Source organism: Actinocorallia sp. API 0066, assembly GCF_020991275.1.
GTDB lineage: Bacteria > Actinomycetota > Actinomycetes > Streptosporangiales > Streptosporangiaceae > Actinocorallia.
This window is the reverse complement of the sequence record NZ_JAJLQY010000003.1, coordinates 287,244-310,131: the sequence shown is the minus strand read 5'-3', so window position 1 is coordinate 310,131 and position 22,888 is coordinate 287,244. Positions and strand designations below refer to the sequence as shown.

Genomic DNA, 22,888 nt, shown 5'->3' with positions numbered 1-22,888 from the left:
ACGACTGGCCACCTTGTGCCCACCGGCGTTGATCACCTCTCGCCCGCGCCGTGATGGTCCGATCGGCGGAGTCGGCCGCCGTCCGGCGGCGGCCTACCGGGGGTCAGGCCGTGAGGGCCGTGAGGGCCAGGACGGCGGTCAGTTCCAGTTCGGCGCCGTCCGGATCGGCCAGGTCTTGCGGGAGGGCGGCGGCCCGGCGGGTGCCGGGCCAGAGGGGTTCGACGCGTGACTGCTCTCCGGCCAGGAGTTGGTCGCGAATGAGGGGAACCATTTCGGCACCGTCGGCCAGGCGCACGTGGCGGGGATCGGCGAGGGCGCCGGAGAGCGGCGGGATGCCCAGGCGGGTGGCGAGGAGGGTGCGGCGGAAGTCGCGCAGGGACGGGCAGGCGCCCTCCTCCAGCACGGTGTCGGTGAGGGCGAGGTCGGTGGAGCCGTCGAACGTGAGACCGCGGCGGCGGAACGTGGAGGTCCCGACGAGGGCCCAGACGTCGTCGACGATGACCGTGGTGGTTTCGATGCGGGAGGGGCGGCCGGGCAAGCCGATCGGATGGAAGGCCACGACCCGGGGAGGCGGTCGGTCCAGGGGCGGGTGTCGCCGGGTTCGGCGCGGATCTCCTTGCGGTTTATGGTTGGCCGGGTCAGGGGGGTGGGGTGTGGTAGAAGCGGCGGTAGCCGTGGAGGAGGCCGGTGGGGGAGAGGGTGAAGAAGTCGGCGAAGTCGATGGGGGGGGAGGGGGGGAGGCGGGTGAGGCGGCCCATGACGGCGACGGAGTCGGCTTGGGCCACGACCTTGTAGACGTGGTGGTGGCAGGCTCGGGGGGAGGCCGGGTGGTGGATCTGGGGGTTCTCGGTGAAGAGGGAGGCGTAGGCGTCGGTGTCGCCTTCGTCGAGGTAGCGGTAGGAGAGGAGGACGTGGTCGACGCCGGCGGCGGTGGCGGCGGCGCTGGGCGGGAGGTGCCCGTTCGGGCGGGTCATCGGTGCTCCTCGTGGCACGGTCGGGGCGCGGGCGCGGGGGCCCTGGGAATCCCACTGTTGTGCCGGGCGCTGATCCGGGGTTATCGCCGCGCTATCCCGCACCGTCCTGACCAGGTCCTGACCATCTCGCCGCGAAGGTGGAGTTGATCGGCAACCCGTAGGTCATTGTCAATTAACGTGGCCTCGTGGACAAATTCTGACTTTTCGCTTAGCTTGATCATGGATATGCGGCCTCCGGTCTTTGCCGAACAGCTGGGAGGGGTCCCGCCGATGCTCGGATCCTCCGCGGGCGGAACGGGGTCCGGGAGGCTGACGTTCGGCATTCTCGGGCCCCTCCAGGTGCAGGGGCCACACGGGCCCGTCCGCATTCCGCCGGGACGCCAGGAGACGATCTTCGCGGCCCTGCTCCTGGAGGCGGACAGGGTCGTCAGCACCGACTACCTCGTCGACCTCATCTGGGACGAGGACCCGCCCGACACCGCCCGCACCCAGGTCCAGATCTGTGTCTCGCGGCTGCGCAAGGCCCTCGCCAAGGCCGGCATCACCGCCGTCATCGCCACCCGCCCGCCGGGCTACCGGCTGGAGACGGGCGAGGAGGAACTCGACCTCAGCGTGTTCCGCAGGACCGTCGCCCAGGCGCGTGTCCTGGTCAAGGAGGGCCGCGCGGCGGAGGCGGCCGAGCAGCTGCGCTCGGTCGTGGACCTGTGGCGGGGGCCGTGCCTGAGCGGGGTGCCGAGTGAGGCGCTGCGCACCAAGGCGCTCCGCCTGGACGAGGACAGGCTCGCCGCCACCGAGACGTATCTCGACCTGGAGATGGGCCTCGGCAGGCACCACCAGCTCGTCGGAGAGATCGGCCGTCTGGTGCACGAGCATCCGTTGCGTGAGCGGTTGCGCGCCCAGTACATGCTGGCCCTGTACCGGTCGGGCCGTCAGGCCGAGGCGCTGGAGACCTACCGTGAGGGCCGCGACCTGCTCGTCGCGGAGCTGGGCCTGGAGCCGGGTGAGGAGCTGCGGCTGTTGGAGACGGCGATCCTCGCGGGCGATCCGGCGCTCCAGGCGGACGCGCCGCGGCCCGCGCCCGAGCCGCCAAGGCAGGCGGTCGGCTACCGCAAGGAGAAGCCGCACCAGTTGCCTGCCGACACCGCGGACTTCGTCGGCGATCCCGACTTCACGGAGCGGGCCGCCGACGCGGTCGGCGCGGCGGGGTCGGGACGCGCGGTGCCGGTCGTGATCCTCGTCGGCAGGCCGGGCGTCGGCAAGAGCACGATGGCGGCGCACATCGCGCACCGGCTGGGCGACGAGGTGTTCCCGGACGGCCAGCTCTACTGCGACCTGCGCGGCACCAGCGCCGAGCCGGTCGCGGCCCAGGAGGTGCTCGGCAGGTTCCTGCGCGCGCTCGGCATCCCCGGCACCGTCATCCCGGACGCGTTGGACGAGCGCGCCGAGATGTACCGCACCCTCCTGGCCACCCAGCGCACGCTGGTGGTGCTGGACGACGCGGCGGGCGAGTCGCAGATCTCGCCGCTGCTGCCCGGTTCGGGGAACTGCGCGGTGCTGGTGACGAGCCGGGCGCGCCTCACCGGCCTGCCCGGCGCCCGCCGCTTCGAACTGGACGTCCTGGACGTGCCCCGCTCCCTCGACCTGCTGCGCCGCGTCGTCGGCCCCGAGCGGATGGACCGCGAGCCGCAGGCCGCCGAAGCCCTGGTCCGGGCGGTCGGCGGGCTGCCGCTGGCGCTGCGCATCGTCGCGTCGCGGCTGGCCGCCAGGCCGCACTGGTCGCTCGCATCGATGGTGCAGCGCCTCGCCGACGAGCGGCACCGCCTGGACGAGCTGGCCCACGGCGAGATGACGGTCCGCGCAAGCCTCTCCCTCACCCACGACGGCCTCCCGGCCCAACACCGCAGGCTGCTGCGGCTGCTCAGCCTCGCCGAGGGCCCGGTGCTGCCGGGCTGGCTGGCCGGGGCGCTCCTGGACGACGACAGGCCGCGCCCCGCCGACCTCCTGGAGGCCCTGGTGGACGTGCAGATGCTGGACGTCGTCGCGGTCGAGCCGACCGGCGAGTTCCGCTACCGCTTCCACGAGATCATCCGGATGTTCGCGCGCGAGCAGCTCGCCGAACTCGACAGCCCCGCCGCCCGCCGCGCCGCCGCCGAGCGGATGATCGGCGGCTGGCTCGCCCTCGCCGAGCAGGCGCACCGGCGCATCTACGGCGGCGACTTCACCGTCCTGCACGGCCGCGCCCCCCGCTGGCGCTTCCCCGACGGGTACGCGGAGGCGCTGCTAGCCGATCCGCTCGACTGGATGGACCGCGAACACGTCAACCTCGTCGCGGCCGTGGAGCAGGCGGCGCAGGAGGGCCTGGGCGAGGCGTGCTGGGACCTGGCGACGACGCTCGTCAGCCTCTTCGAGCCGCGCGGCTACTCCGACCTGTGGGAGCGGACGCACCTACGCGCGCTGGAAGCGGCCCGCGAGTCCGGCAGCGAACGGGGCACCGCCGCGCTGCTGGCGTCGCTCGGCACGCTCCAGCTCAACCGGCGCCGACTCGGCCCGGCGCGCGGCCACCTCGACGAGGCGCTCACGCTGTTCGACCGGCTGGACGAACGCCACGGCACCGCGCTCTGCCTACGTGACCTCGCCCTGCTGGAGCGGCTCTCCGGCCGCGACGACCGGGCGCTGTCCCTCTACGAGCGGGCGACGCGCGACTTCGACCGGGTCGGCGACACCGTAGGCAAGGCCATCGTGCTGACGCAGAGCGCCCCCATCCTGGACCGGCGCGGCGAGGGCGCGCGGGCGCTGGCGCAGGTGGAGGAGGCGCTGGCGGTGTACCGGTCGGTCGGGTACGTCGGCGGGGAGGCGCGGGCGCTGCGGCGGATGGGGCTGATGCTGCTGCGGCACGGCGACCCGGTGGCCGCCGAGGACAAGCTGGCCGAGGCGCTGGCGCTGGTCCGCGCGGGCGGCGACCTCATGGGGGAGATCCACCTGCTGGTGAACCTGGGCGAGCTGCACCTGGCCGGGGCGCGGCCCCGGCGCGCCGCCTTCTACCTGCGGCGGGCGCTGGCGATCCGCGAGCAGATCATGGACGTCGAGGGGGCGGCGGCGCTGCGCCGCGAGATCGAGGCGCTGCCCGACGGGGCGGACGACCCGGAGCCCGTCACCACGGAACGGGCGACCCCGGCAGCCGACTGACCGCAGGTCGCGCCCGGAACACGCCGACCTCCTGACACGCGGAGAGCCCCGGCCTTGGCGGGCCGGGGTGCTCGGCGCTGGGAGCGGTGGGGGTCGGTCAGTCCCACGGGTCGCTGCCGGAGAGCGGGAGACCGGAGAGCGGGAGAAGAGTGGCGGCGGGGGCGATGGGGGTCATCGTGTCCTCTGTTCTGCTGTCCTCACCTGATGCCACAAAGGTAGGAAGAGGGGCATTCACCCGATTATCACTCCCCTTATCCCCGGATTATCGCGGCCCGCGCCGGGCGCTATCCGCCGTGATAGTCGCGGTGATGCCCCGCGAATAACCGGCCCCGGAGTATGGGCGGCAGCAGGACCCGGACCCCCAGCAGAAGGGTGAGCGTCGAATGGCCGCCAATACCGCCACCGCCGGCGAGGAAACGCCGCATTTCGGCACGATGGTGCGGCAGCACCGCCTCCGCATCGGACTTACTCAGCGTGAACTCGCCGACTTCTCGACGATCAGTGTGCGGGCCATCCGCGACATAGAGCAGGGCAAGGCCAGACGCCCGCGGCTGGACACCGTCCGGCTGCTGGCCGACGGGCTGCGGCTCGGCCCGCGCGCCCGCGCCGCGTTCGAGACCGCCGCCCACCACGGGCTCGCGGGCCGCGCGCTGCAGGACGCGCTGCGCGCCGACCCGCCGGGGCCGCCCGCCGCGCCGGGCCCGATCGTCGGCCGCGCGGAGGAGGTGGCGGTGATCGCCGACGAACTGCGGTCGGGCGCCGAACGCCTGGTCACGGTCGTCGGGCTCGGGGGTGTCGGCAAGACGCGGCTCGCCCTTGAGGTGGCGGGCCGCCTCCGCGCCGAAGACCGCTATCCGGTGCTTTGGTACACCCTGCCCGGTACGTCGCCTCGCTCCGCGTCCGGGCCGTTCGGCGAGCTGGCCCGCGCCTGCGCCGACGACCTGTTCGGCCCCGGCGACGGCAAGGGCGTCGCGCTCCTCGCCGAGCTGGCCGGGGACGCGCCCGCCCTGCTCGTCATCGACGGCGTCGGCGCGCCCCGCCCGCGCGGCGACCGGCTCGCCTGGCTGCTGCGCCGCTGCCCCGACCTGCGCGTCCTCGTCACCGCGGACGAACCGTGCGGGGTGCCGGGCGAGCGCCGGTTCCTGCTCTCGCCGCTGGAGGTGCCCGGCCCGGACGGCGCCCCCGCCGACGCGCCCGCGCTGCGGCTCTTCCACACCCTTGCCGACCGCACCGCCCGCCGCGTCCACACCACACCCGCCGAGACGGCGCAGGCCGCCGCGATCTGCCGTCTCCTGGACGGCGTCCCGCTCGCGCTCGCCGCCGCCGCGTCCTGGCTGCTCATCTACGACATGCCGACCCTGCTGCGGAGCCTCACCGCGGGCCCCGCCGAGCTGCTCGACCACCTCGGCGGCACCGAGGGGACGTCCGGCCTGCCCGAGGCGCTCGCCCGGTGCGTCGGCGGGCTGCCCGCCGAGGACGCCGAGCTGCTCGCCGCGCTCTCCGCCGGAGACGGCGGCTTCGGCCTCGACGACGTCGTCGCGGTCACCGGCCGGAGCCTGCCCGACAGCGGCAGGACGGTCCGCGGCCTCCTGCTGCGCGGCCTCGTCCGCACCGTGCAGGAGCCCGGGATGCCGCCGTTCCGGGTGCCGGAGACGGTCCGCGCTACTGCTGCGCGAATGCCGGGCCAACTGCCGATCCGCACCGCGTCCGCGGTGTCCCATGGGCTCTGACGAGAAACCGATCATCCGCGATCGCCCCCGATCGTCTCCGAAGGAGGAGCCGTGTCAGCAGGTCAGGCCGCGACGGCCGTCATCGCAGGGATAGGCGCCTGCCTTCCCGAGCGGCTGGTGAAGAACGAGGAGGTCTCCGCCCGGCTCGGCCTGTCGGACGACTGGATCCGCGACCGCACCGGCATCGAACAGCGCTACGTGAGCGCGCCGCACGAGGCGACGTCCGACCTCGCCGTCGACGCGGGCCGCCGCGCCCTCGACTCGTGCGGGAACCCCGACGTGGACTTCGTCCTGTTGGCGACGTGCACGCCCGACTCGCTCTTCCCGGCCACCGCCCCGTCCGTCGCGGCCCGGCTCGGGCTCAAGGGCGTCCCCGCCTTCGACATGAACGCCGCGTGCTCCGGCTTCATCTACGCCCTCACCATCGCGTCCTCGATGATCGCCACCGGCGCGTTCCGCTCCGCCCTGGTGATCGGCGCGGAGGTCGTCACCCCGCTGCTCGACCAGTTCGACCAGGTCACCTCCCCGGTGTTCGGCGACGGCGCGGGCGCGGTCGTGCTGCGGCGCGGCGAGCCGGGCGAGCCCGGATCGCTGCTGGAGCAGGTGATGGGCAGCGATGGCGACCTCCTCGACATCCTCGTGACGCCCGGCGGCGGCTCGCGGATGCGCGTCGCGGGGGTGCCGCTCGACCCGGACACCGCCTACCTGAAGATGCAGGGCAGGCTCGTCTACAAGTACGCGGTCAAGCACATGGCCGCGGCGTCCGAGGAGGTCCTCGCCAGGACCGGCTGGCGGCCCGAGGACGTCGACCACCTCGTCGCGCACCAGGCGAACCGGCGCATCCTCACCGCGACCGCCTCGGCCATCGGGGTGCCCGCCGAGCGGGCCGTCGTCAACGTCGAGCGGGTCGCCAACACCTCGGCCGCGTCCATCCCGCTCGCCCTCGTGGACGCGATGGGCCAGGACAGGTTCAAGCCGGGCGACCGGATCCTGTTCTGCGCCTTCGGCGGCGGCGTCACCTGGGCGGCGGCCACCCTCGTCTGGCCCGGCCTGCCCGCCACCGCGCCCCTCTGACCCACCCCGCTTCGCCCTGTTCCGTCCGCACTACCCCGTAAGAGATCCAGAGTAAGGAGACCCCCCATGGAAGCCGTCCTCGACCGCGTGAACGCCCTCGTCCTCAAGGCCGTGCCCGAGCTGGAGCCCGGATTCGCCGCCGCCGACTCCTTCGCCGACGTGCTCGGCGTCGACTCCCTGTCCGTCGTGGAGATCATGACGAACGTCGAGAAGGAGTTCGGCTTCGACTTCGAGGACGCGGAGATCGCCCACGTCCAGAACGTCCAGGACATCCTCGACGCGATCCTCAGCCGCCAGTAGTCCCCCGCGCGGCGCCGTCGGAGCCCGGCGGCGCCGCCCCCCTTCTTGTTCGCAGCACTCTCCCAGTGAAGGAGCACCCCCATGTCCGCGCCCGCCTCCGCGGAAAGGCCGCTCAACGCCGCGCAGTCGGGCGTCTGGTACGCCCAGCGGCTCCATCCGGCAAGCGCCGTGTTCAACCTCGGCGGCTACCTCGACCTGCGCGGCCCGCTCGATCCGGCGCTGCTCGCCGCCGCCGTCGCGCGGGCCCAGGGCGAGGACGACGCGCTCGGGCTGACGTTCGCCGAACGCGACGGGGCCCCGGCGCAGACGTTCGGGCCGGTTTCCGCGCCCGTCCCCGCGGTGACGGACGTCTCGGGCGAACCGGACCCGGCCGCCGCCTCGCTCGCGGCGATGCGCGCGGACCTCGCCGTCGTCGCGGACCTCGAACACGGGCCGCTGCACCACGACATGGTGTTCCGGCTCGGGCCCGAGCACCACCGCTGGTACACGCGGACCCACCACCTCGTGCGCGACGGGCACGCCGTCACGCAGCTGTGCCGCCGGGTGGCCGAGCACTACCGGGCGCTCACCGAGGGGCGCGCGGCGTCCCGGCCGCTCGCGTCCTTCGGCGTCCTGCTCGACGCCGCCGACGACTACGCGGGCTCCGCCGCGTGGAGGCGCGACGCCGCCTACTGGCGGGCGCACCTGGACGGCGCGCCCGTGCCGCCGCCCGCCGCCGCGCCCGTGCACCGGATCGCGCGGGCCTCCGTCCGGCTCGATCCGGCGACGTTCACCGGGCTGCGCGCGTTCGCCACCGCCGCCGGGATCTCGTGGCACCAGGCGCTGCTCGGCGCCGCCGTCCTGCACCGCCACCTGTGGACGGGCGAGACCGACGTGCTGCTCAGCATGGCCGTCCCCGGACGGCTCATCCGGCACGCGGGCGGCATGACCGCCAACATCGTGCCGCTGCGCTGCGCCGTCGACCCCGCCGAGCCCGCCGCCGCGCTCGCCGCCCGCGTCGCCGGGCTCGCCGCCAAGGCCCAGTGGCACCAGCGCTACCAGACCGGCGAGCTGCTCCGCGACCTCGGCTGGTGGGAGCGCGGCGTCCGCCAGTTCGGCCCGATGGTCAACATCCTCACCGACCGAGAGGTCCACGACCTGGGCTCCGCCGGCGGCCCCGCCCACATGCTGTCGACCGGTGGCACCGCCGACGACCTCTCCCTCACCGTCTGCCGGGGCGACGCGGGCGAACTCCGCGTGGACGTCACCCTGGACGAGTCCAGCTCCGCCGACCTGGCCGCCTACGGACACACCTTCGCCCGCCTGGTCGCCACGCTGGGCGAACACCCCGACGCCCCGGTCGGCGACCTGGACCTCCTCACCCCCGCCGACCGCGCGCGCCTCCTGACGGAGTGGACCGCCACCGGCGACGCCTCCGCCGCCGAAACCACACTCCCGGCCCTGGTCGAACGCCAGGCCCACGACCGCCCCCACGCCGTCGCCCTGATCCACGGCCCGGACCGCCTGACCTACGGCGACCTGAACGCCCGCGCGAACCGCCTGGCCCGCACCCTCCTGGCGCGGGGCGTCCGCCGGGGCGACCTGGTCGGCGTCCTCCTGGAACGCGGCCTCGACTTCGCCGTCGCCCTCCTGGCCGTCGTCAAGACCGGCGCCGCCTACATCGTCCTGGACCCGGACTTCCCCGACGCCCGAATCGCCGCCGTCACCACAACCTCGGGCGCCACAACCGTCATCACCCACCCCATCCTCGCCCCCCGACTCCCCAAGGCCACCCCCTGGATCAACACCACCACCCCAACCAACCCGTCGGACGCCGACCTTGGGGTTGTTGTGGAGCCGGGGGATGTCGCGTGTGTGATGTTCACGTCGGGTTCGACGGGGCGGCCCAAGGGGGTGATGGCGCCGCATCGGGCGCTGGTGGGGACGTTGGTGGGGCAGGCGTACGCGCCGTTTGGGCCGAAGTCGGTGTTCTTGCAGTGTTCGCCGGTTTCGTGGGACGGGTTCTCGTTGGAGTTCTGGGGGGCGCTCGCGTTCGGGGGGACGTGTGTGTCGCAGCCGGGGCAGCGGCCTGAGCCGGGGTTGATCGCGGCGTTGGCGGCGGAGCACGGGGTGACGATGCTTCAGCTTTCGTCGGGGCTGTTCAACGTGATGGCCGACGAGTATCCGGCGGTTTTTGACACTGTGCGGGTGGTTTTCACCGGTGGTGAGGTGGCGTCCGGGGCGCATGTGGCGCGGGTGCTGGCTCGGGGCAGTGGTGTCGCGGTGGCCAACGCCTACGGGCCCGCCGAGTCGATGGGGTTCACGACGGTGTTCACCGTGCCCGACGGGTTCGGCGGCGAGGGCGTCCCGATCGGAAAGCCGATCTCCGCGAAGCGCGCTTACGTGCTGGACAAGCGGCTGCGGCCCGTCCCGGTCGGTGCGGTCGGGGAGGTGTATCTCGGCGGGGTGGGCCTGGCGCACGGTTATCTCGCCGATCCGGCGCAGACGGGTCGCCGGTTCGTCGCCGACCCGTTCGCGGCGGACGGGTCACGGTTGTACCGGACGGGCGACCTGGCCCGCTGGCGCGCCGACGGCACCCTGGAGTTCGCCGGACGCACCGATGACCAGGTGAAGATCCGTGGCTTCCGGATCGAACCCGCCGAGGTCGAACGCGCCCTGCTGGACTGCCCGGGGGTCGCCCAGGCCGTCGCCGCAGCCGTCGGTGAGGGGCTCGTCGGGTACGCCGTCCCCGAGCCCGGAAGCGACCTCGACGGGCGGGAGCTGCGCGCCCTGCTGCGGGCCCGCCTGCCCGAGCACCTCGTGCCGTCCACGGTCGTGGTGCTGGACCGGCTGCCGCTCACCCCCAACGGCAAGCTGGACCGGCGTGCCCTGCCCGTCCCCGAGACGGCGGCGGGCCCGGCCGGACGCGCCCCGCGCGACGCCCGCGAGGAGATCCTCTGCGGCCTGTTCGCCGAGGTCCTGGACGTGCCGGAGGTCGGCCCCGAGGACGACTTCTTCGATCTCGGCGGCCACTCCCTCCTGGCCGCCCGCCTCGCCGCCCGCGCCCGTACCGCGCTCGGCGCGGAGCTGACCATCCGCGACGTCTTCCAGCACCCGACCGTCGCCGCCCTCGCCGTCACCCTGCGCGGCGACGGCCAGGCCCCGCCGCCGCTCGTCGCCGCCTCCCGCCCGGACCGGCTCCCGCTCTCCTACGCCCAACGCAGGCTGTGGCTCGTCTCCCGGCTGGAAGGCGCGTCCGCCGCTTACAACGTGCCGCTGACCGTCCGCCTCGCCGGTGACCTCGATGTCGCCGCCCTACGCGCCGCCTTCACCGACGTCGCCGCCAGACACGAGCCGCTCCGCACCGTCGTCGCCGCCGAGGACGGCGAGCCGTACCAGCGGATCCTCAACGCGGATGTCCCGTTCACGCACGTCGCGACGGCCCCCGAAGACCTCGACGCCGCACTCGCCGACGCCGCGCGACGGCCCTTCGACCTCGCTGCGGAACCGCCGCTGCGCGTCACCCTCTTCGACCTCGGTGGCGGCGCGCACGTCCTGCTCGTCCTGCTGCACCACATCGCCACGGACGGCGAGTCGCAGCGCCCCCTGTTCGCCGACCTCGCCGCCGCCTACGCCGCCCGCCGCGCGGGCCGCGCCCCGGACTGGGCGCCGCTGCCCGTCCAGTACGCCGACTACGCGCTCTGGCAGCACGCCGCGCTCGGCGACCCGGCCGACCCCGACGGCGTCGCGGGCCGCGAACTGGCGTTCTGGCGCGAGACGCTGGCGGGCCTGCCCGAGGAACTCGGCCTCGCGCTCGACCGGCCGCGCCCGCTCGTCGCCGGAACCGAGGGCGGCGCCGTCCCCGTCGCGTTCGGCCCGGAGACCGGCCGCCGCGTCCTCGACCTGGCCCGCACCGAACGCGCCACCCCGTTCATGGTGCTCCAGGCCGCACTGGCGCTCACCCTGACCCGGCTCGGCGCGGGCGTGGACGTCCCGATCGGCGCCCCCGTCGCGGGCCGCTCCGTGGACGGCCTCGGCGACCTCGTCGGCTTCTTCGTCAACACCCTCGTCCTGCGCACCGACACCTCAGGCGACCCGTCCTTCCGCGAACTGCTCTCCCGAGTACGCGCCGCCGACCTCGACGCCTTCGCCCACCAGGAGGTCCCCTTCGACCTCGTCATCGAAGCCCTCAACCCGGTCAGGTCACTCTCCCGCCACCCCCTGTTCCAGGTCTGCCTGGGCCTGGAGCGCGCGGCGGGCCCGGCCCCCTCCCTGCCGGGCCTGAACGCGAGCCCCACCACCGTCACCCACAGCGGCGCCGCCAAGTTCGACCTGGAGTTCCTCCTGACCGAGGACACCACGGGCCTGAGCGGCGCCGTCCTCTACCGCACCGACATCTTCGACCGGGCGAGCGTCGACCGCATCACCGCCACCTTCACCAGGGTCGTCGACCAGGTCACCGCCGACCCGACCCTGACCCTCGGCACGGTGGACGTCCTCGACCCCCAAGAACGCACCCGACTCCTGACCGAATGGACCGCCACCGGCAACGGCACCACCGCCGAGACAACCCTCCCGGCCCTGGTCGAACACCACGCCCGGCAACACCCGAACGCGATCGCGCTGGTGTACGACGCGACACGGCCGACCTCCGGGCAGCCGCCGACACGCGAGCTTCCCCACGCCGTGTCGCCGGTTGACGACGCCGCGCGGGATCGGCCGGAGGCTGCCGCGTCGGTCGGGGAAGAGGCGCGGTTGAGCTATGGGGAGTTGAACGCGCGGGCTAACCGGCTTGCGCGGTTGCTCTTGGCGCGGGGGGTGCGGCGGGGGGACCTGGTCGGGGTGCTGTTGGAGCGGGGGCTGGACTTTGCCGTCGCGCTGCTCGCGGTCCTGAAGACTGGGGCCGGGTATGTGGTGCTTGATCCGGATTTTCCGGATGAGCGGATCGGGCTTGTGGTGGGTGAGGCGGCGCCCGTCGGGGTGGTGACTCGGGCCGGGTCGGCTCAGCGGCTTGGCGGCCCTCCGGTGGTCCTGGTGGACGATCCGGGGCTTGCCGGGTACGAGAGCGCGGATCTTGGCGTGCCGGTCGAGCCCGGGGACACGGCGTGCGTGATGTTCACGTCGGGTTCGACGGGCCGTCCCAAGGGGGTTTTCGCGCCGCATCGGGCGCTTGTCGGGACGCTGGTTGGCCAGGCGTACGCGCCGTTCGGTGGCGAATCGGTGTTCCTCCAGTGCTCGCCGGTCTCGTGGGACGGGTTCTCGCTGGAGTTCTGGGGCGCGCTCGCCTTCGGTGGGACGTGTGTCCTCCAGCCGGGGCAGCGGCCGGAACCCGGGCTGATCGCCGCGTTGACGGCCGAGCACGGCGTCACGATGCTTCAGCTTTCGTCGGGTCTGTTCAACGTGATGGCCGACGAGTACCCCGCCGTGTTCGACACCGTGCGTGTTGTGTTCACCGGGGGCGAGGTCGCCTCGGGCGGCCACGTGGCGCGGGTGACGGCGCGGGGCGCGGCGGTCGTCGCCAACGCCTACGGGCCCGCCGAGTCGATGGGCTTCACGACGGTGTTCCCCGTCCCCGGCGGCTTCGAAGGCGGTCCCGTCCCGATCGGCGCGCCGATAGGCGGCAAACGGGCTTACGTCCTGGACGGGCGGCTGCGACCCGTCCCCGTGGGCGCGGTCGGCGAGGTGTATCTCGGCGGGGTGGGCCTGGCGCACGGCTACCTGGCCGATCCGGCGCAGACGGGCCGCCGGTTCGTCGCCGACCCCTTCGCCGCCGACGGCTCGCGCCTCTACCGGACGGGCGACCTGGCCCGCTGGCGCGCCGACGGCACCCTGGAGTTCGCCGGACGCACCGACGACCAGGTCAAGATCCGTGGCTTCCGGGTCGAGTTGGGCGAGGTCGAACGCGCCCTGCTCGCCCACCCGGACGTCGCCCAGGCCGCCGCCGTCGCGGTCAAGGACGGCACCTCCCACCGCCTCGTCGGCTACGCGGTCCCCGCCGGAGACGCGTCCCTGGACGGACGGGACGTCCGCGCCCTCGTCCGCAGGTCGGTGCCCGAACACCTGGTGCCGTCCACGGTCGTGGTGCTCGACCGGCTCCCCCTCACCCCGAACGGCAAGCTCGACCGCCGCGCCCTGCCCGTCCCCGAGACCGCCGCGCCCGTCGGCCGCGCCCCCCGCGACGACCGCGAACGCACCCTGTGCGCCCTGTTCGCCGACGTCCTCGGCGTCCCCGGCGTCGGCATCGACGACGACTTCTTCGACCTGGGCGGCCACTCCCTCCTCGCCGCCCGCCTCACCGCCCGAATCCGCACCGCCACCGCCACCGAACTCACCCTCCGCGACATCTTCCACTCCCCGACCCCCGCCGCCCTGGCCCAACTCCTCCCACCCGACGGCACCGCCCCCACCCCCGCCCGCCGCCCCCGCCCCGCCCTCCGCCGCCGCACCACCTCCGGCACCCTCCTCTAACCCCGCCCACCCCCCGACCTCCGACCCCACCCCGCCTGACCCTGACCCGGCCGCCCGGCCTGACCTCGAATGGAGTGCATGATGAGTCCGGTCCAGTACTTGGCGGCGACGGTCGCCGCTGATGACGTGGTGTGGCGGTTGCCCGGTGCGGCGCGCCATCGTACGTCGCTGCTCGTGCTTCCGCATGCGGGTGGGAACGCGCATGCCTACGCCGACTGGCGGGGGCTGCTGCCCGCTGACGTGAGGCTGCTCATCGGGCAGTATCCGGGCCGGGGCGCTCGGTTCGCCGAGGACCTGCCGGTCGGTATCGACGACCTCGCGGGGCCCATCGCCGCGTGCCTGCCCGAGGACACCGACGACCTTGTTGTCCTCGGGCACAGCATGGGGTCGCTCGTGGCGTTCGAGGTGGCGCGGGCGCTGACCGCGCAGGGACGTCCGCCGCGCGCGTTCGTCGCGTCCGCGTGCCGTGCGCCGTTCCTGCCGAACCCGAGCCGGGTCGAGCCGGAGCGGCTCACCGACGACGACCTCGTCGCGGCGCTCAAGGAACGCGGCGGCACCGACGACGCCGTCCTCGACGAGCCGGAGCTGCGCGAGATCGTGCTCCCGTCGATCCGCGCCGACTTCGCCATCGACGACGCCTACCGCTTCACCGGCGCGCTGCCCGCGCTCGGCTGCCCCGTCACCGCGCTCGGCGGCGCCCAGGACCCGATCGTGCCGGTCGACGCGCTCGCCGACTGGGCTGAGGTCACCGACCGCGAGGCGGCCCTGACGGTCCTGCCCGGCGGCCACTTCTACTTCCAGGACCGCCTGCCGGAGTTCCTGTCCCTCGTCACGTCGATCCTGGCGGCCCGGCCCGCCTGACGGCCCGGCAAACACCGTCCGCCCAAGCAGACCGGAGGTAGCCCCCATGTCCCCGACCACCGCCACCACCTTCCCCCAACCCCCCGCCCCGCCCGACCTGGCGGTGGACGGCACCGCCCTGTCCCTGACGTCCGTCATGCCCGACCTCGCGGTGGACCGTCCCGCGCCGTCTCCGGTGTCCGCCGGGCCCGATCTGGCGGTGCACCGTCCGGCGGGGCGGCCGCCGATCGTGCAGGCGCCGTACTTTCCCGCGCTCGACCCGGCGGTGGAGTGGCTGCGGGACCACCGGGCCGCGCTGCGGGCCGAGTTGCTGCGTTCCGGCTCCGTCATGGTGCGGGGGCTGCCGGTGGCGGACGCCGCCGACTTCGCCCGGGCCCGCGACGTCCTCATCGAGCGGCCCGCCGGGTACAAGGAGAAGGCGACGCCGCGCACCGACTTCGGTGAGGGCGTGTTCTCGTCGACCGACCTGCCCGCGGCCCAGCCGATCCGGCTGCACAACGAGAACAGCTACACCCTCGAATTCCCCGGCACCCTCCTGTTCGGCTGCCTCGTCGCGCCGGAGGAGGGCGGCGCGACGACCGTCGGCGACATGCGCGAGGCGCTGCGCCGCATCCCGGAGAGCCTGCGCGCGCGGTTCGCCGAGCACGGCTGGCTGCTCGTCCGGAACTACTCCGACCTGGCCGGGCTGCCCTGGCAGACGAGCTTCGCCACCGAGGACCCGGAGACGGTCGAGGCGTACTGCCGCGAGAACGTCATCGGCCACGAGTGGCTCGCCGACGGGGAGCTGCGGACCCGCCAGCGCCGCTCGGCCGTCGTCACCCACCCCGTCACCGGCGAGCACGTCTGGTTCAACCACTTCACGTTCTGGAACCGCTGGACGCTCGACGCCGACGTCCGCGACGTCCTGCTGGACACCTACGGCGACGACGGCCTCCCGTTCGACACCTTCGTCGGGGACGGCTCCCCGATCAGCGAGGCGGAGGCCGCCGAGCTGGACCGCGTCTACACCGAGGTCACCGCGCGCGAGTCGTGGCAGCGCGGCGACCTACTGCTCGTCGACAACATCCTGTCCGCCCACGGCCGCGAGTCCTACCGCGGCGATCGGAAGATCCTCGTCGCCATGGGCGACCCCGTGCCGCTGGCCGCCTGCCGGCCGCTGACCCCGCCCGCCGCGCCCGCGGCGGCCCCGAAGGAGTGACCCGCGATGACGACGGACCTGCTGGACCGCCTCGGCGCCGTGCCGTCCGAGCGGACCGCCGTCCTGGACGGCGACCTCGCCCTCACGTTCGGCGAGCTGCGCACCCACGCGGGCCGGATCGCCCGGCGGCTCGCGGCGCACGGCGTCGGACCCGAGCGGGTCGTCGCGCTGCACCTGCCGCGCGGCGCCGACCTGCTGCTCGCCCTCGTCGGCACGCTGACGGCGGGCGCCGCCTACCTGCCGGTCGATCCGAAGCTGCCCGCCGAGCGGCGCCGCCACCTCGTCGCGGACTCCGGCGCCGATCTCGTCATCGGCCCGCCGATCCCCGGCGTCAACGTGCCCTGCCTGACGCCCGCCGAGCTGACCGCGCCCGGCGGCCCGTGCGCCGCCTACCGGCCCGCGCCGACCCGCCCCGACGACCTCGCTTACGTCATCTACACCTCCGGCTCGACCGGCGCGCCCAAGGGCGTGGAGATCACCCGGGGGGCAGCCGCCGCGCTGCTCGCCGAGCTGGAGGCCGTCGGGATCGCGACGACCGAGGCCGGGCGGGTCGGCTGGAACGCCTCGCCGTCCTTCGACGCCTCGGTCCAGCAGTGGGTGCGGCTGTGCCGGGGCGACACCGTCGTCATGATCGACGAGGAGACGCGGACCGACCCCGACCTGTTCGCCGCGCTCGTCGCCGACACCGGGCTGACCGACCTCGACATCACCCCCTCGCACGCCGAGCACCTGCTCGACCCGCTGGCCGCCCGGCACCGTCCGGGCGCGCCGCCGCTCACCCTGCTCGTCGGGGGAGAGGCGATCTCCCCGGCGCTGTGGGCGCGCCTGGCCGCGCTCGCCGAGGCCGGGGTGCTGCGGCCGGTGAACGTCTACGGGCCGACCGAGTGCACCGTCGACGCCACCGCCGCGTGGATCGCCGCCGCCGACCGGCCGCACCTGGGCGCCGTCCTGCCCGGCCTGTCCGCGCGGCTGCTGGACGAGCGGCTGCGCCCGGTCGGCGAGGGCGAGACGGGCGAGCTGTACCTGGCGGGGGTGCGGGTGGGGCGGGGCTACCGCAACCGGCCGCGCCTCACCGGGGAGCGGTTCGTCGCGGACGTCGCCGCCGCCGACGGGTCCCGGATGTACCGCACCGGGGACCGTTGTCGGCTGCTGCCCGGCGGCGGCCTGGAGTACCTGGGCCGCGCCGACGGCCAGGTCAAGGTGCGCGGGCACCGGGTCGAGATCGGCGAGATCGAGGCGGCGCTCACCGCCCACCCGGCGGTCGCTGAGGCCGCCGTCGCCCTCCGGGAGGACGGCCTGGTCGGCTACTACCGGGTGGCGGAAGCCGTCTCGGCGGCGGAGCTGCGGGAGCACCTCGCGGCGCGGCTGGCGCCCTACATGGTGCCCGCCGCGCTCGTCGCCGTCGAACGGTTCCCGACGACGCCCAACGGGAAGCTGGACCGGGCGGCGCTGCCGACGCCGGTGCCCGACCCCGTCGCCGCCGTCCCGGCGGGGACCGCCGACGCGGCGCCGCTCGGCCCGGTCGAGGCGCTCATCGCCGCCGTCTGGTCCGAGGTGCTGGAGCGGCCCGGCATCACCGCCGACGACAACTTCTTCAAACTCGGCGGGCACTCGCTGCTCGCCATCAAGCTCGTCGCCCGGGTCCGCGCCGACCTGGGCCTCCGCCTGCCCGTCCGCGACGTCTACCAGAACCCGCGCCTCCGCGACCTCGCCGCCCGCATCGAATCCGCCCTCGACCGCGCCCCCGCCCCCGTCTGACCCGACCCGGGGGCGGCCGCTCGGCAGCCGCCCAGCGCCCGCCCTCGGGGCCCCTCGAACACAGCCCGGTGCCGGGCGCTCCCGACGAAGTCGGGGGCTGCCGAGGGCCCGCCTCCGGGCCAACCGAACACAGCCCGAGGCGGGCGCTCCCGACGAAGTCGGGAGTTGCCGAAGATCCGCCTTCGGGCTAACCGACCACAGCCCGGTGGGACGCGCCCAGTGCGCGACCTTGACGAACACGCCTCTCGGGGCGGGCGGCCCTGCCCGCCCCGGCTGGACGCCGCTTAGGAGGACCCCGTGATCCCGTTGTCGTACGCGCAGCGCAGGCTGTGGTTCCTGAACCGTCTGGACGGACAGTCCGCGACCTACAACGCGCCGGTCGTGGTGCGGCTCGCCGGGGTGCCGGACGCGGCGGCGCTCGCCGCCGCGCTCACCGACCTGACCGCGCGGCACGAGGTGCTGCGCACGGTGCTGCCCGTCGTCGGCGGGGAGCCCTGTCAGCGGGTGCTGGAGCCGCCTTCCGGCCTGTTGACCGTCGTGCGGTGCGGGGCTGACGAGGCCGACGTGCTCGTCGGGGAGTTCTGCGGGCTGCCCTTCGACCTGCTCACGGACCTGCCGCTACGGGCTCGCCTGTTCGTCACCGGGCCTGACGCCTCGGTGTTGGTGCTGCTGCTGCACCACGTCGCGACGGACGGGGGGTCGCTCGGCCCGCTGCTGCGCGACCTCGCCGAAGCGTACGCCGCCCGACTGGCCGGGACGGCGCCCGCGCGTCCGCCGCTCGACATCCAGTACGCCGACTACGCGCTGTGGCAGCGCGACGTGCTCGGCGACCCCGCCGACCCCGACAGCGAGGCGGCCGAACAGCTCGCCTACTGGCGGGCCGCCCTGGACGGCCTGCCCGACCGGCTCGCCCTGCCCGCCGACCGGCCGCACCCCGCCGAACCGTCCGGGCGCGGCGGGCTCGCCACCGCGCGCGTCGACGGCGCCGCGCTGGCGGGGCTGCGCGCGCTCGGCCGGGCCCGTCGCGCCAGCCTCGCCATGGTGCTCCAGGCCGGGCTCGCCGCCGCGCTCGCCGCCGTCTCCGGGCAGCGGGACGTCGCGATCGGGACGCCCGTCGCCGGGCGCGGCGCGGAGGAGGCGCTGGAGGACCTCGTCGGGTTCTTCGTGAACAGCCTGGTGCTGCGCGCCGACGTCCCGCCCGACCTGCCTTTCACCGACCTGGTGGACCGCGTCCGCGAGACCGCCCTCGGCGCCTTCGCCCACCAGGACTTGCCTTTCGACCTGCTCGTCGAACACCTCAACCCCGAGCGCACCCTGGCCTGGCACCCGTTCTTCCAGGTGATGCTCACCCTGGACGCCACCCCCCAGGACGGGTACGACCTGGGCGGTGTTCCGGGCCGGATCTCGCCGGTGGACCTCCGCGCCGCCAAGTTCGACCTCACCGTCTTCTGCACCGAACTCCCCGACGGCGACGGCCTCGAAATCTGGTGGCAGTACGCCCAGGACCTCTTCGACGAGACGACCGCCCGCCTGCTCCTCACGGTGTTCACGCGCGTCCTTGAGGCCGTCGCCACCACCCCCGCCCGACCCGCAGACACAACGGACCTCCTGACCGCCGAAGAACTGGCGGGCCTCGCCGAACGACGGCGCCGCCTCACCCCGCCCGAAAAGCCCGGTACGTCCGGGAAGCCGGAGGGGGCCGTGGCGCTCACGCCTCGTCAGGAGATCCTTGCCGGGCTGTTCGCGGAGGCGCTCGGGCTGCCGTTCGTCGGCGGTGACGACAACTTCTTCCGCAGCGGCGGGCACTCGCTGCTCGGCGTGCGGCTGGTGAACCGGATCCGGGCCGTGCTCGACGTGGAGATCGGCATCCGCGACCTGTTCCTCACCCCGACGGTCGTCGGACTCGACGCGCGGATCGGCGAGTCCGCCGGGGCCGACCGGCCGCCCCTCGTCCCCGTCGACAGGTCCGGCGGCGTGCCCCTGTCCTTCGCGCAACGCCGCCTCTGGTTCGTCCACGAACTGGAAGGCCCCGGCCGCGCCTACAACATCCCGGTCCTGATCCGCCTGACCCACCCCGTGGACCCGACGATCCTGGCAGCCGCCCTCGCCGACGTGGCAGACCGCCACGAAGTCCTCCGTTCGGTCTTCACCGTCATCGACGGCGAACCCCACCAACGCGTCCACCCCACCCTCCGCCCCCACCTGCAGATCATCTCGGCCACCAAGCCGAACACCGGGCATCACCCGCGCCCGAACCAACACGAACCCGAGCGTGGCACGAACACTCCCGCCGAGGACGCACACGGTCGCAGCTCGAACGAGGCGGCGGTGCTCGACGCGCTCGCCGGGCATGCCTTCGACGTCGGGGCCGAACCGCCGCTGCGGGCCGCGCTCGTCACGACGGGCTCGGGTGACGTGCTGGTGTTGGTGCTGCATCACATCGCGGGGGACGGCTGGTCGGTCGGGCGTTTGCTCGCCGACCTGGGGGAGGCGTACGCCGCGCGGGCCCGTGGCGAGGCGCCGGCGTGGGCGCCGCTGCCGGTGCAGTACGGCGACTACGCCGTCTGGCAGCGGGCCCTGCTCGGCGGCGCGGACGATCCCGACAGCCCGCTCGCCCGGCAGCTCGCCTACTGGAAGGAGACGCTGGAGGGCGCGCCGCCGCTGCTGGAGATCCCCGGGCACCGGCCGCGCCCCGCCGCGCCCGCCCCGCGCGGCGAACTCGTCCCGTTCGAGCTCGACGCCGCCGCGCACCGGGCGCTCGCCAGGCTCGCCGCCGCGTCCGGCGCGACCCTGTTCATGGTCGTCCAGGCGGCCTTCGCGGTGGTGCTGGAACGGCTGGGCGCGGGCCGCGACCTGCCGATCGGCACCGTGGTGGCGGGCCGTGACGACGAGGCATTGCACGACCTCGTCGGGTTCTTCGTCAACACGCTGGTGTTGCGCACCGACGTCTCGGGCGACCCCACGTTCGCCGAACTCCTCGCCCGGGTCCGTGCGGCGGACCTGGCCGCCTACGCCCACCAGGAGGTCCCGTTCGACCTCGTCGTGGAACACCTCAACCCGGTCAGATCGACCTCCCGCCACCCCCTGGTCCAGGTCATGCTGACCGTCCAGACCTCCTTCCAGGAGGAAACCGCGGGCTCCCCCCTGGCTGGCACCGAGATCCCCGTCGCCGGCGACACCGCCAAGTTCGACCTGACCGTCGCCGTCCGAGAACGCCGAGACCCCCTGGGCGCCCCCGACGGCCTCTCCTGCGTCGTCGAATCCGCCGCCGACCTCTTCGACCCCGACTTCGCCACCCTCGTCTCCCACCTCCTCACCCGAACCCTCCTCACCGCCCCCACCACCCCCGACCTCCCCATCTCCGCCCTAAACCTCACCGACCCCACCCCCTCCCCCCTGGCCACGCTCGACGAGGGCCCGGCTTCGCGAGAGGCACCCGACCCCCGGCCCGTGCCGGTGCCGCGTGACGCGACCCTGCCCGACCTGTTCGCCGACCACGTCGCGGCGGCCCCGGACGCGACCGCCGTCATCGCCGCCGACGGCACCCTCACCTACCGCGAACTGGACGCCGCCTCCGCCGCACTCGCCGCCCGTCTGGCCGCCCACGGCGCCCGCCGAGGCCAGACCGTCGCCGTCCTCCTGGACCGCGCACTCCCACTCGCCACCACCGTCCTGGCGATCGCCCGAACCGGCGCCGCCCACGCGGTCCTCGACCCGGCCACCGACCCCCTACCCCTCCTCCTGGAGAGCCGCGCGACCCTCCTGGTCTCCGACCCCACCCACCCAACCCCGCCCACCTTCCCGGTACTCCTCCTGGACACCCCAAACAACCCCGCCCCTCCCACCCCGAACACACCTCCAGACGCGCTGGGCATGCCGGTCACTTCGCACGCGCCGGACGCATCGGGAATGCCTGGCACGTCGGGCATGTCTGGTGCGCCGCTCGCACTGGGCACACCGGACGTGTCACGCATGCCGTTCGCCCCGGATGAGTCAGGTACCCCGAGCGCTCCGCGTGGGTCGGGGGATGCGGGGGATGCGGTGGGTGTGGTGCTTGTTGGGGACGTGTCGGGGGAGGGGCGGGCGGTGCTGGTGTCGCATCGGGTCGTGGTCGGCGCGTGTTGTGGGGGGCGGGGCGTGGTGCGGCTTCAGTGGGGGCCGGTCTCCTGGGGGTCGTTCGTCGCCGAGTTCTGGGGGGCGCTGGCCGTGGGCGGGACGTGTGTGTTGGCGTCGCGGGCGCGGCCGTCGGCGGAGGAGGTCGCCGATCTTGTGGTGGCGCATGGTGTGACCGCGTTGGCGTTGCCCGCGCGGTTGCTGGAGCGGATCGCGGAGGTTCGGCCGGAGGCGCTCGCCCGGCTGCGGGAGGTGGCCGTCACCGGGGTGCCTCGGGAGGACGGGCCTCGGGCGCGGGTCCGGGCGCTGCTGCGTGACGCGCGGGTCGTGCATGCGCCGGATCTGGCGGGCGGTCCCGTGGGCGGCGCGGTCCGCTATGTGCTGGACGCTCGGCTTCGTCCGGTGCCCGCCGGGACGCCAGGTGAGCTGTACGTCGGCGGAGACGGGCTCGCCGAGGGGTTCCCGGCCGCGCCGGGGGTCTCCGCGACGCGGTTCGTCGCGGACCCGTTCCGGCCCGACGGCGGCCGGATGGCGCGCACCGGCGCGCTGGTGCGCCGGGCGGCGGACGGCACGCTGCGTCACCTGGGCCCGGTCGCCGACCCCGACCGGCTCGACACCGGCGCGGTGGAAGAGGTGCTCCTCCTCTCGCCGCAGGTGCGCGAGGCCGCCGTCGTCATCCGAGACGGTGGGCTTGTCGCCTATGTCGTGCTGGCGCCGGGCGCGGATGCCACGGGGCTGCGCGAGCGGGTGGGCGAGGTCCTCGCCGAGCACCTGGTGCCCGACGCCGTCGTGGCGCTGCCGGCCCTGCCGCTCACCGAGCACGGCGGCCTCGACCGGGCCGCGCTGCCCGCCCCCGAGCGCGCCGCGCCCGCCGGACGTCCCCCCCGGGGCCCCGTCGAGGAGCTGCTCGCCGCGCTGTTCCGCGACCTGCTCGGCGGTCGGCCGGTCGGCGTCGACGACAACTTCTTCAAGATCGGCGGCCACTCGCTGCTCGCCGTCCGGCTGCTCAACCGCGTGCGGGCGAGCGTTCCCGGCGAACTGACGCTCCGTGACGTCTTCCAGGCGCCCACGGTCGCGACGCTCGCCGCCCGTCTCCAGGCCGCCGCCCCGCAGGCCCCCGCGCCCGAGGCGGCGCGGCCCGCGCTGCGCCGCCGCACCAGGGGCGGCGCCCGCTTGCACGACGCCGCCAAGCACTGACCGCCATCACCGGACTATCCCCCCGCTATCTGCCGCCTGACCTGCCGATA

At 74.5% G+C, this 22,888-nt stretch carries 11 protein-coding genes; 9 read left to right on the top strand and 2 right to left on the bottom strand.

Annotated elements, in window-relative coordinates:
- Positions 1-103 precede the first annotated feature (103 nt).
- Both LO762_RS09135 and LO762_RS09130 read right to left on the bottom strand, forming a co-directional pair.
- Positions 104-538, bottom strand: a complete 435-nt coding sequence (locus tag LO762_RS09135; protein ID WP_230614004.1) for a hypothetical protein — start codon at positions 536-538, stop codon at positions 104-106.
- A 100-nt stretch (positions 539-638) separates the two neighbouring features.
- On the bottom strand, positions 639-974 hold the full coding sequence (locus LO762_RS09130) for a nuclear transport factor 2 family protein (RefSeq protein WP_230614002.1): 336 nt from the start codon (positions 972-974) through the stop codon (positions 639-641).
- A 270-nt stretch (positions 975-1,244) separates the two neighbouring features.
- On the opposite strand from LO762_RS09130, the gene LO762_RS09125 reads away from it, so the two are divergent.
- The 9 genes from LO762_RS09125 to LO762_RS09085 all read left to right on the top strand — a co-directional run bounded on the left by LO762_RS09125 (position 1,245) and on the right by LO762_RS09085 (position 22,838).
- Positions 1,245-4,160, top strand: a complete 2,916-nt coding sequence (locus LO762_RS09125; protein ID WP_230614000.1) for an AfsR/SARP family transcriptional regulator — start codon at positions 1,245-1,247, stop codon at positions 4,158-4,160.
- 383 nt (positions 4,161-4,543) lie between these two features.
- Positions 4,544-5,890, top strand: coding sequence for a helix-turn-helix transcriptional regulator (locus LO762_RS09120; protein WP_230613998.1), 1,347 nt, complete (start codon positions 4,544-4,546; stop codon positions 5,888-5,890).
- 51 nt (positions 5,891-5,941) lie between these two features.
- Positions 5,942-6,964 carry a 3-oxoacyl-ACP synthase III family protein gene (locus tag LO762_RS09115; RefSeq protein ID WP_230613996.1) on the top strand — a complete coding sequence of 341 codons (1,023 nt, stop codon included), beginning with the start codon at positions 5,942-5,944 and terminating at the stop codon, positions 6,962-6,964.
- Positions 6,965-7,030: 66 nt separating this feature from the next.
- The gene (locus LO762_RS09110; protein ID WP_230613994.1) at positions 7,031-7,264 is read left to right on the top strand and encodes an acyl carrier protein; all 234 of its coding nucleotides are present in this window, start codon (positions 7,031-7,033) and stop codon (positions 7,262-7,264) included.
- Positions 7,265-7,345: 81 nt separating this feature from the next.
- Entirely contained in the window at positions 7,346-13,711 is a 6,366-nt protein-coding gene (locus tag LO762_RS09105) for a non-ribosomal peptide synthetase (protein WP_230613992.1), read from the top strand.
- A gap of 78 nt (positions 13,712-13,789) precedes the next feature.
- Positions 13,790-14,572: a thioesterase II family protein gene (locus tag LO762_RS09100; protein ID WP_230613990.1), complete on the top strand. Its 783-nt coding sequence runs from the start codon at positions 13,790-13,792 to the stop codon at positions 14,570-14,572.
- A 46-nt stretch (positions 14,573-14,618) separates the two neighbouring features.
- The gene (locus tag LO762_RS09095; RefSeq protein ID WP_230613989.1) at positions 14,619-15,770 is read left to right on the top strand and encodes a TauD/TfdA family dioxygenase; all 1,152 of its coding nucleotides are present in this window, start codon (positions 14,619-14,621) and stop codon (positions 15,768-15,770) included.
- Between the two features lie 6 nt (positions 15,771-15,776).
- The gene (locus tag LO762_RS09090; protein ID WP_230613988.1) at positions 15,777-17,528 is read left to right on the top strand and encodes a non-ribosomal peptide synthetase; all 1,752 of its coding nucleotides are present in this window, start codon (positions 15,777-15,779) and stop codon (positions 17,526-17,528) included.
- A gap of 297 nt (positions 17,529-17,825) precedes the next feature.
- A complete protein-coding gene (locus LO762_RS09085; RefSeq protein WP_230613986.1) occupies positions 17,826-22,838 on the top strand; it encodes a condensation domain-containing protein in 5,013 nt (1,670 codons plus the stop codon).
- The last annotated feature ends 50 nt before the right edge of the window (positions 22,839-22,888 follow it).

Bases quoted from the DNA above. Each gene is read 5' to 3' on its own strand.
- LO762_RS09130 (WP_230614002.1), bottom strand. From the start codon at position 974: ATGACCCGCCCGAACGGGCACCTCCCGCCCAGCGCCGCCGCCACCGCC.
- LO762_RS09125 (WP_230614000.1), top strand. From the start codon at position 1,245: ATGCTCGGATCCTCCGCGGGCGGAACGGGGTCCGGGAGGCTGACGTTC.
- LO762_RS09120 (WP_230613998.1), top strand. From the start codon at position 4,544: ATGGCCGCCAATACCGCCACCGCCGGCGAGGAAACGCCGCATTTCGGC.
- LO762_RS09110 (WP_230613994.1), top strand. From the start codon at position 7,031: ATGGAAGCCGTCCTCGACCGCGTGAACGCCCTCGTCCTCAAGGCCGTG.
- LO762_RS09105 (WP_230613992.1), top strand. From the start codon at position 7,346: ATGTCCGCGCCCGCCTCCGCGGAAAGGCCGCTCAACGCCGCGCAGTCG.
- LO762_RS09100 (WP_230613990.1), top strand. From the start codon at position 13,790: ATGATGAGTCCGGTCCAGTACTTGGCGGCGACGGTCGCCGCTGATGAC.
- LO762_RS09095 (WP_230613989.1), top strand. From the start codon at position 14,619: ATGTCCCCGACCACCGCCACCACCTTCCCCCAACCCCCCGCCCCGCCC.
- LO762_RS09090 (WP_230613988.1), top strand. From the start codon at position 15,777: ATGACGACGGACCTGCTGGACCGCCTCGGCGCCGTGCCGTCCGAGCGG.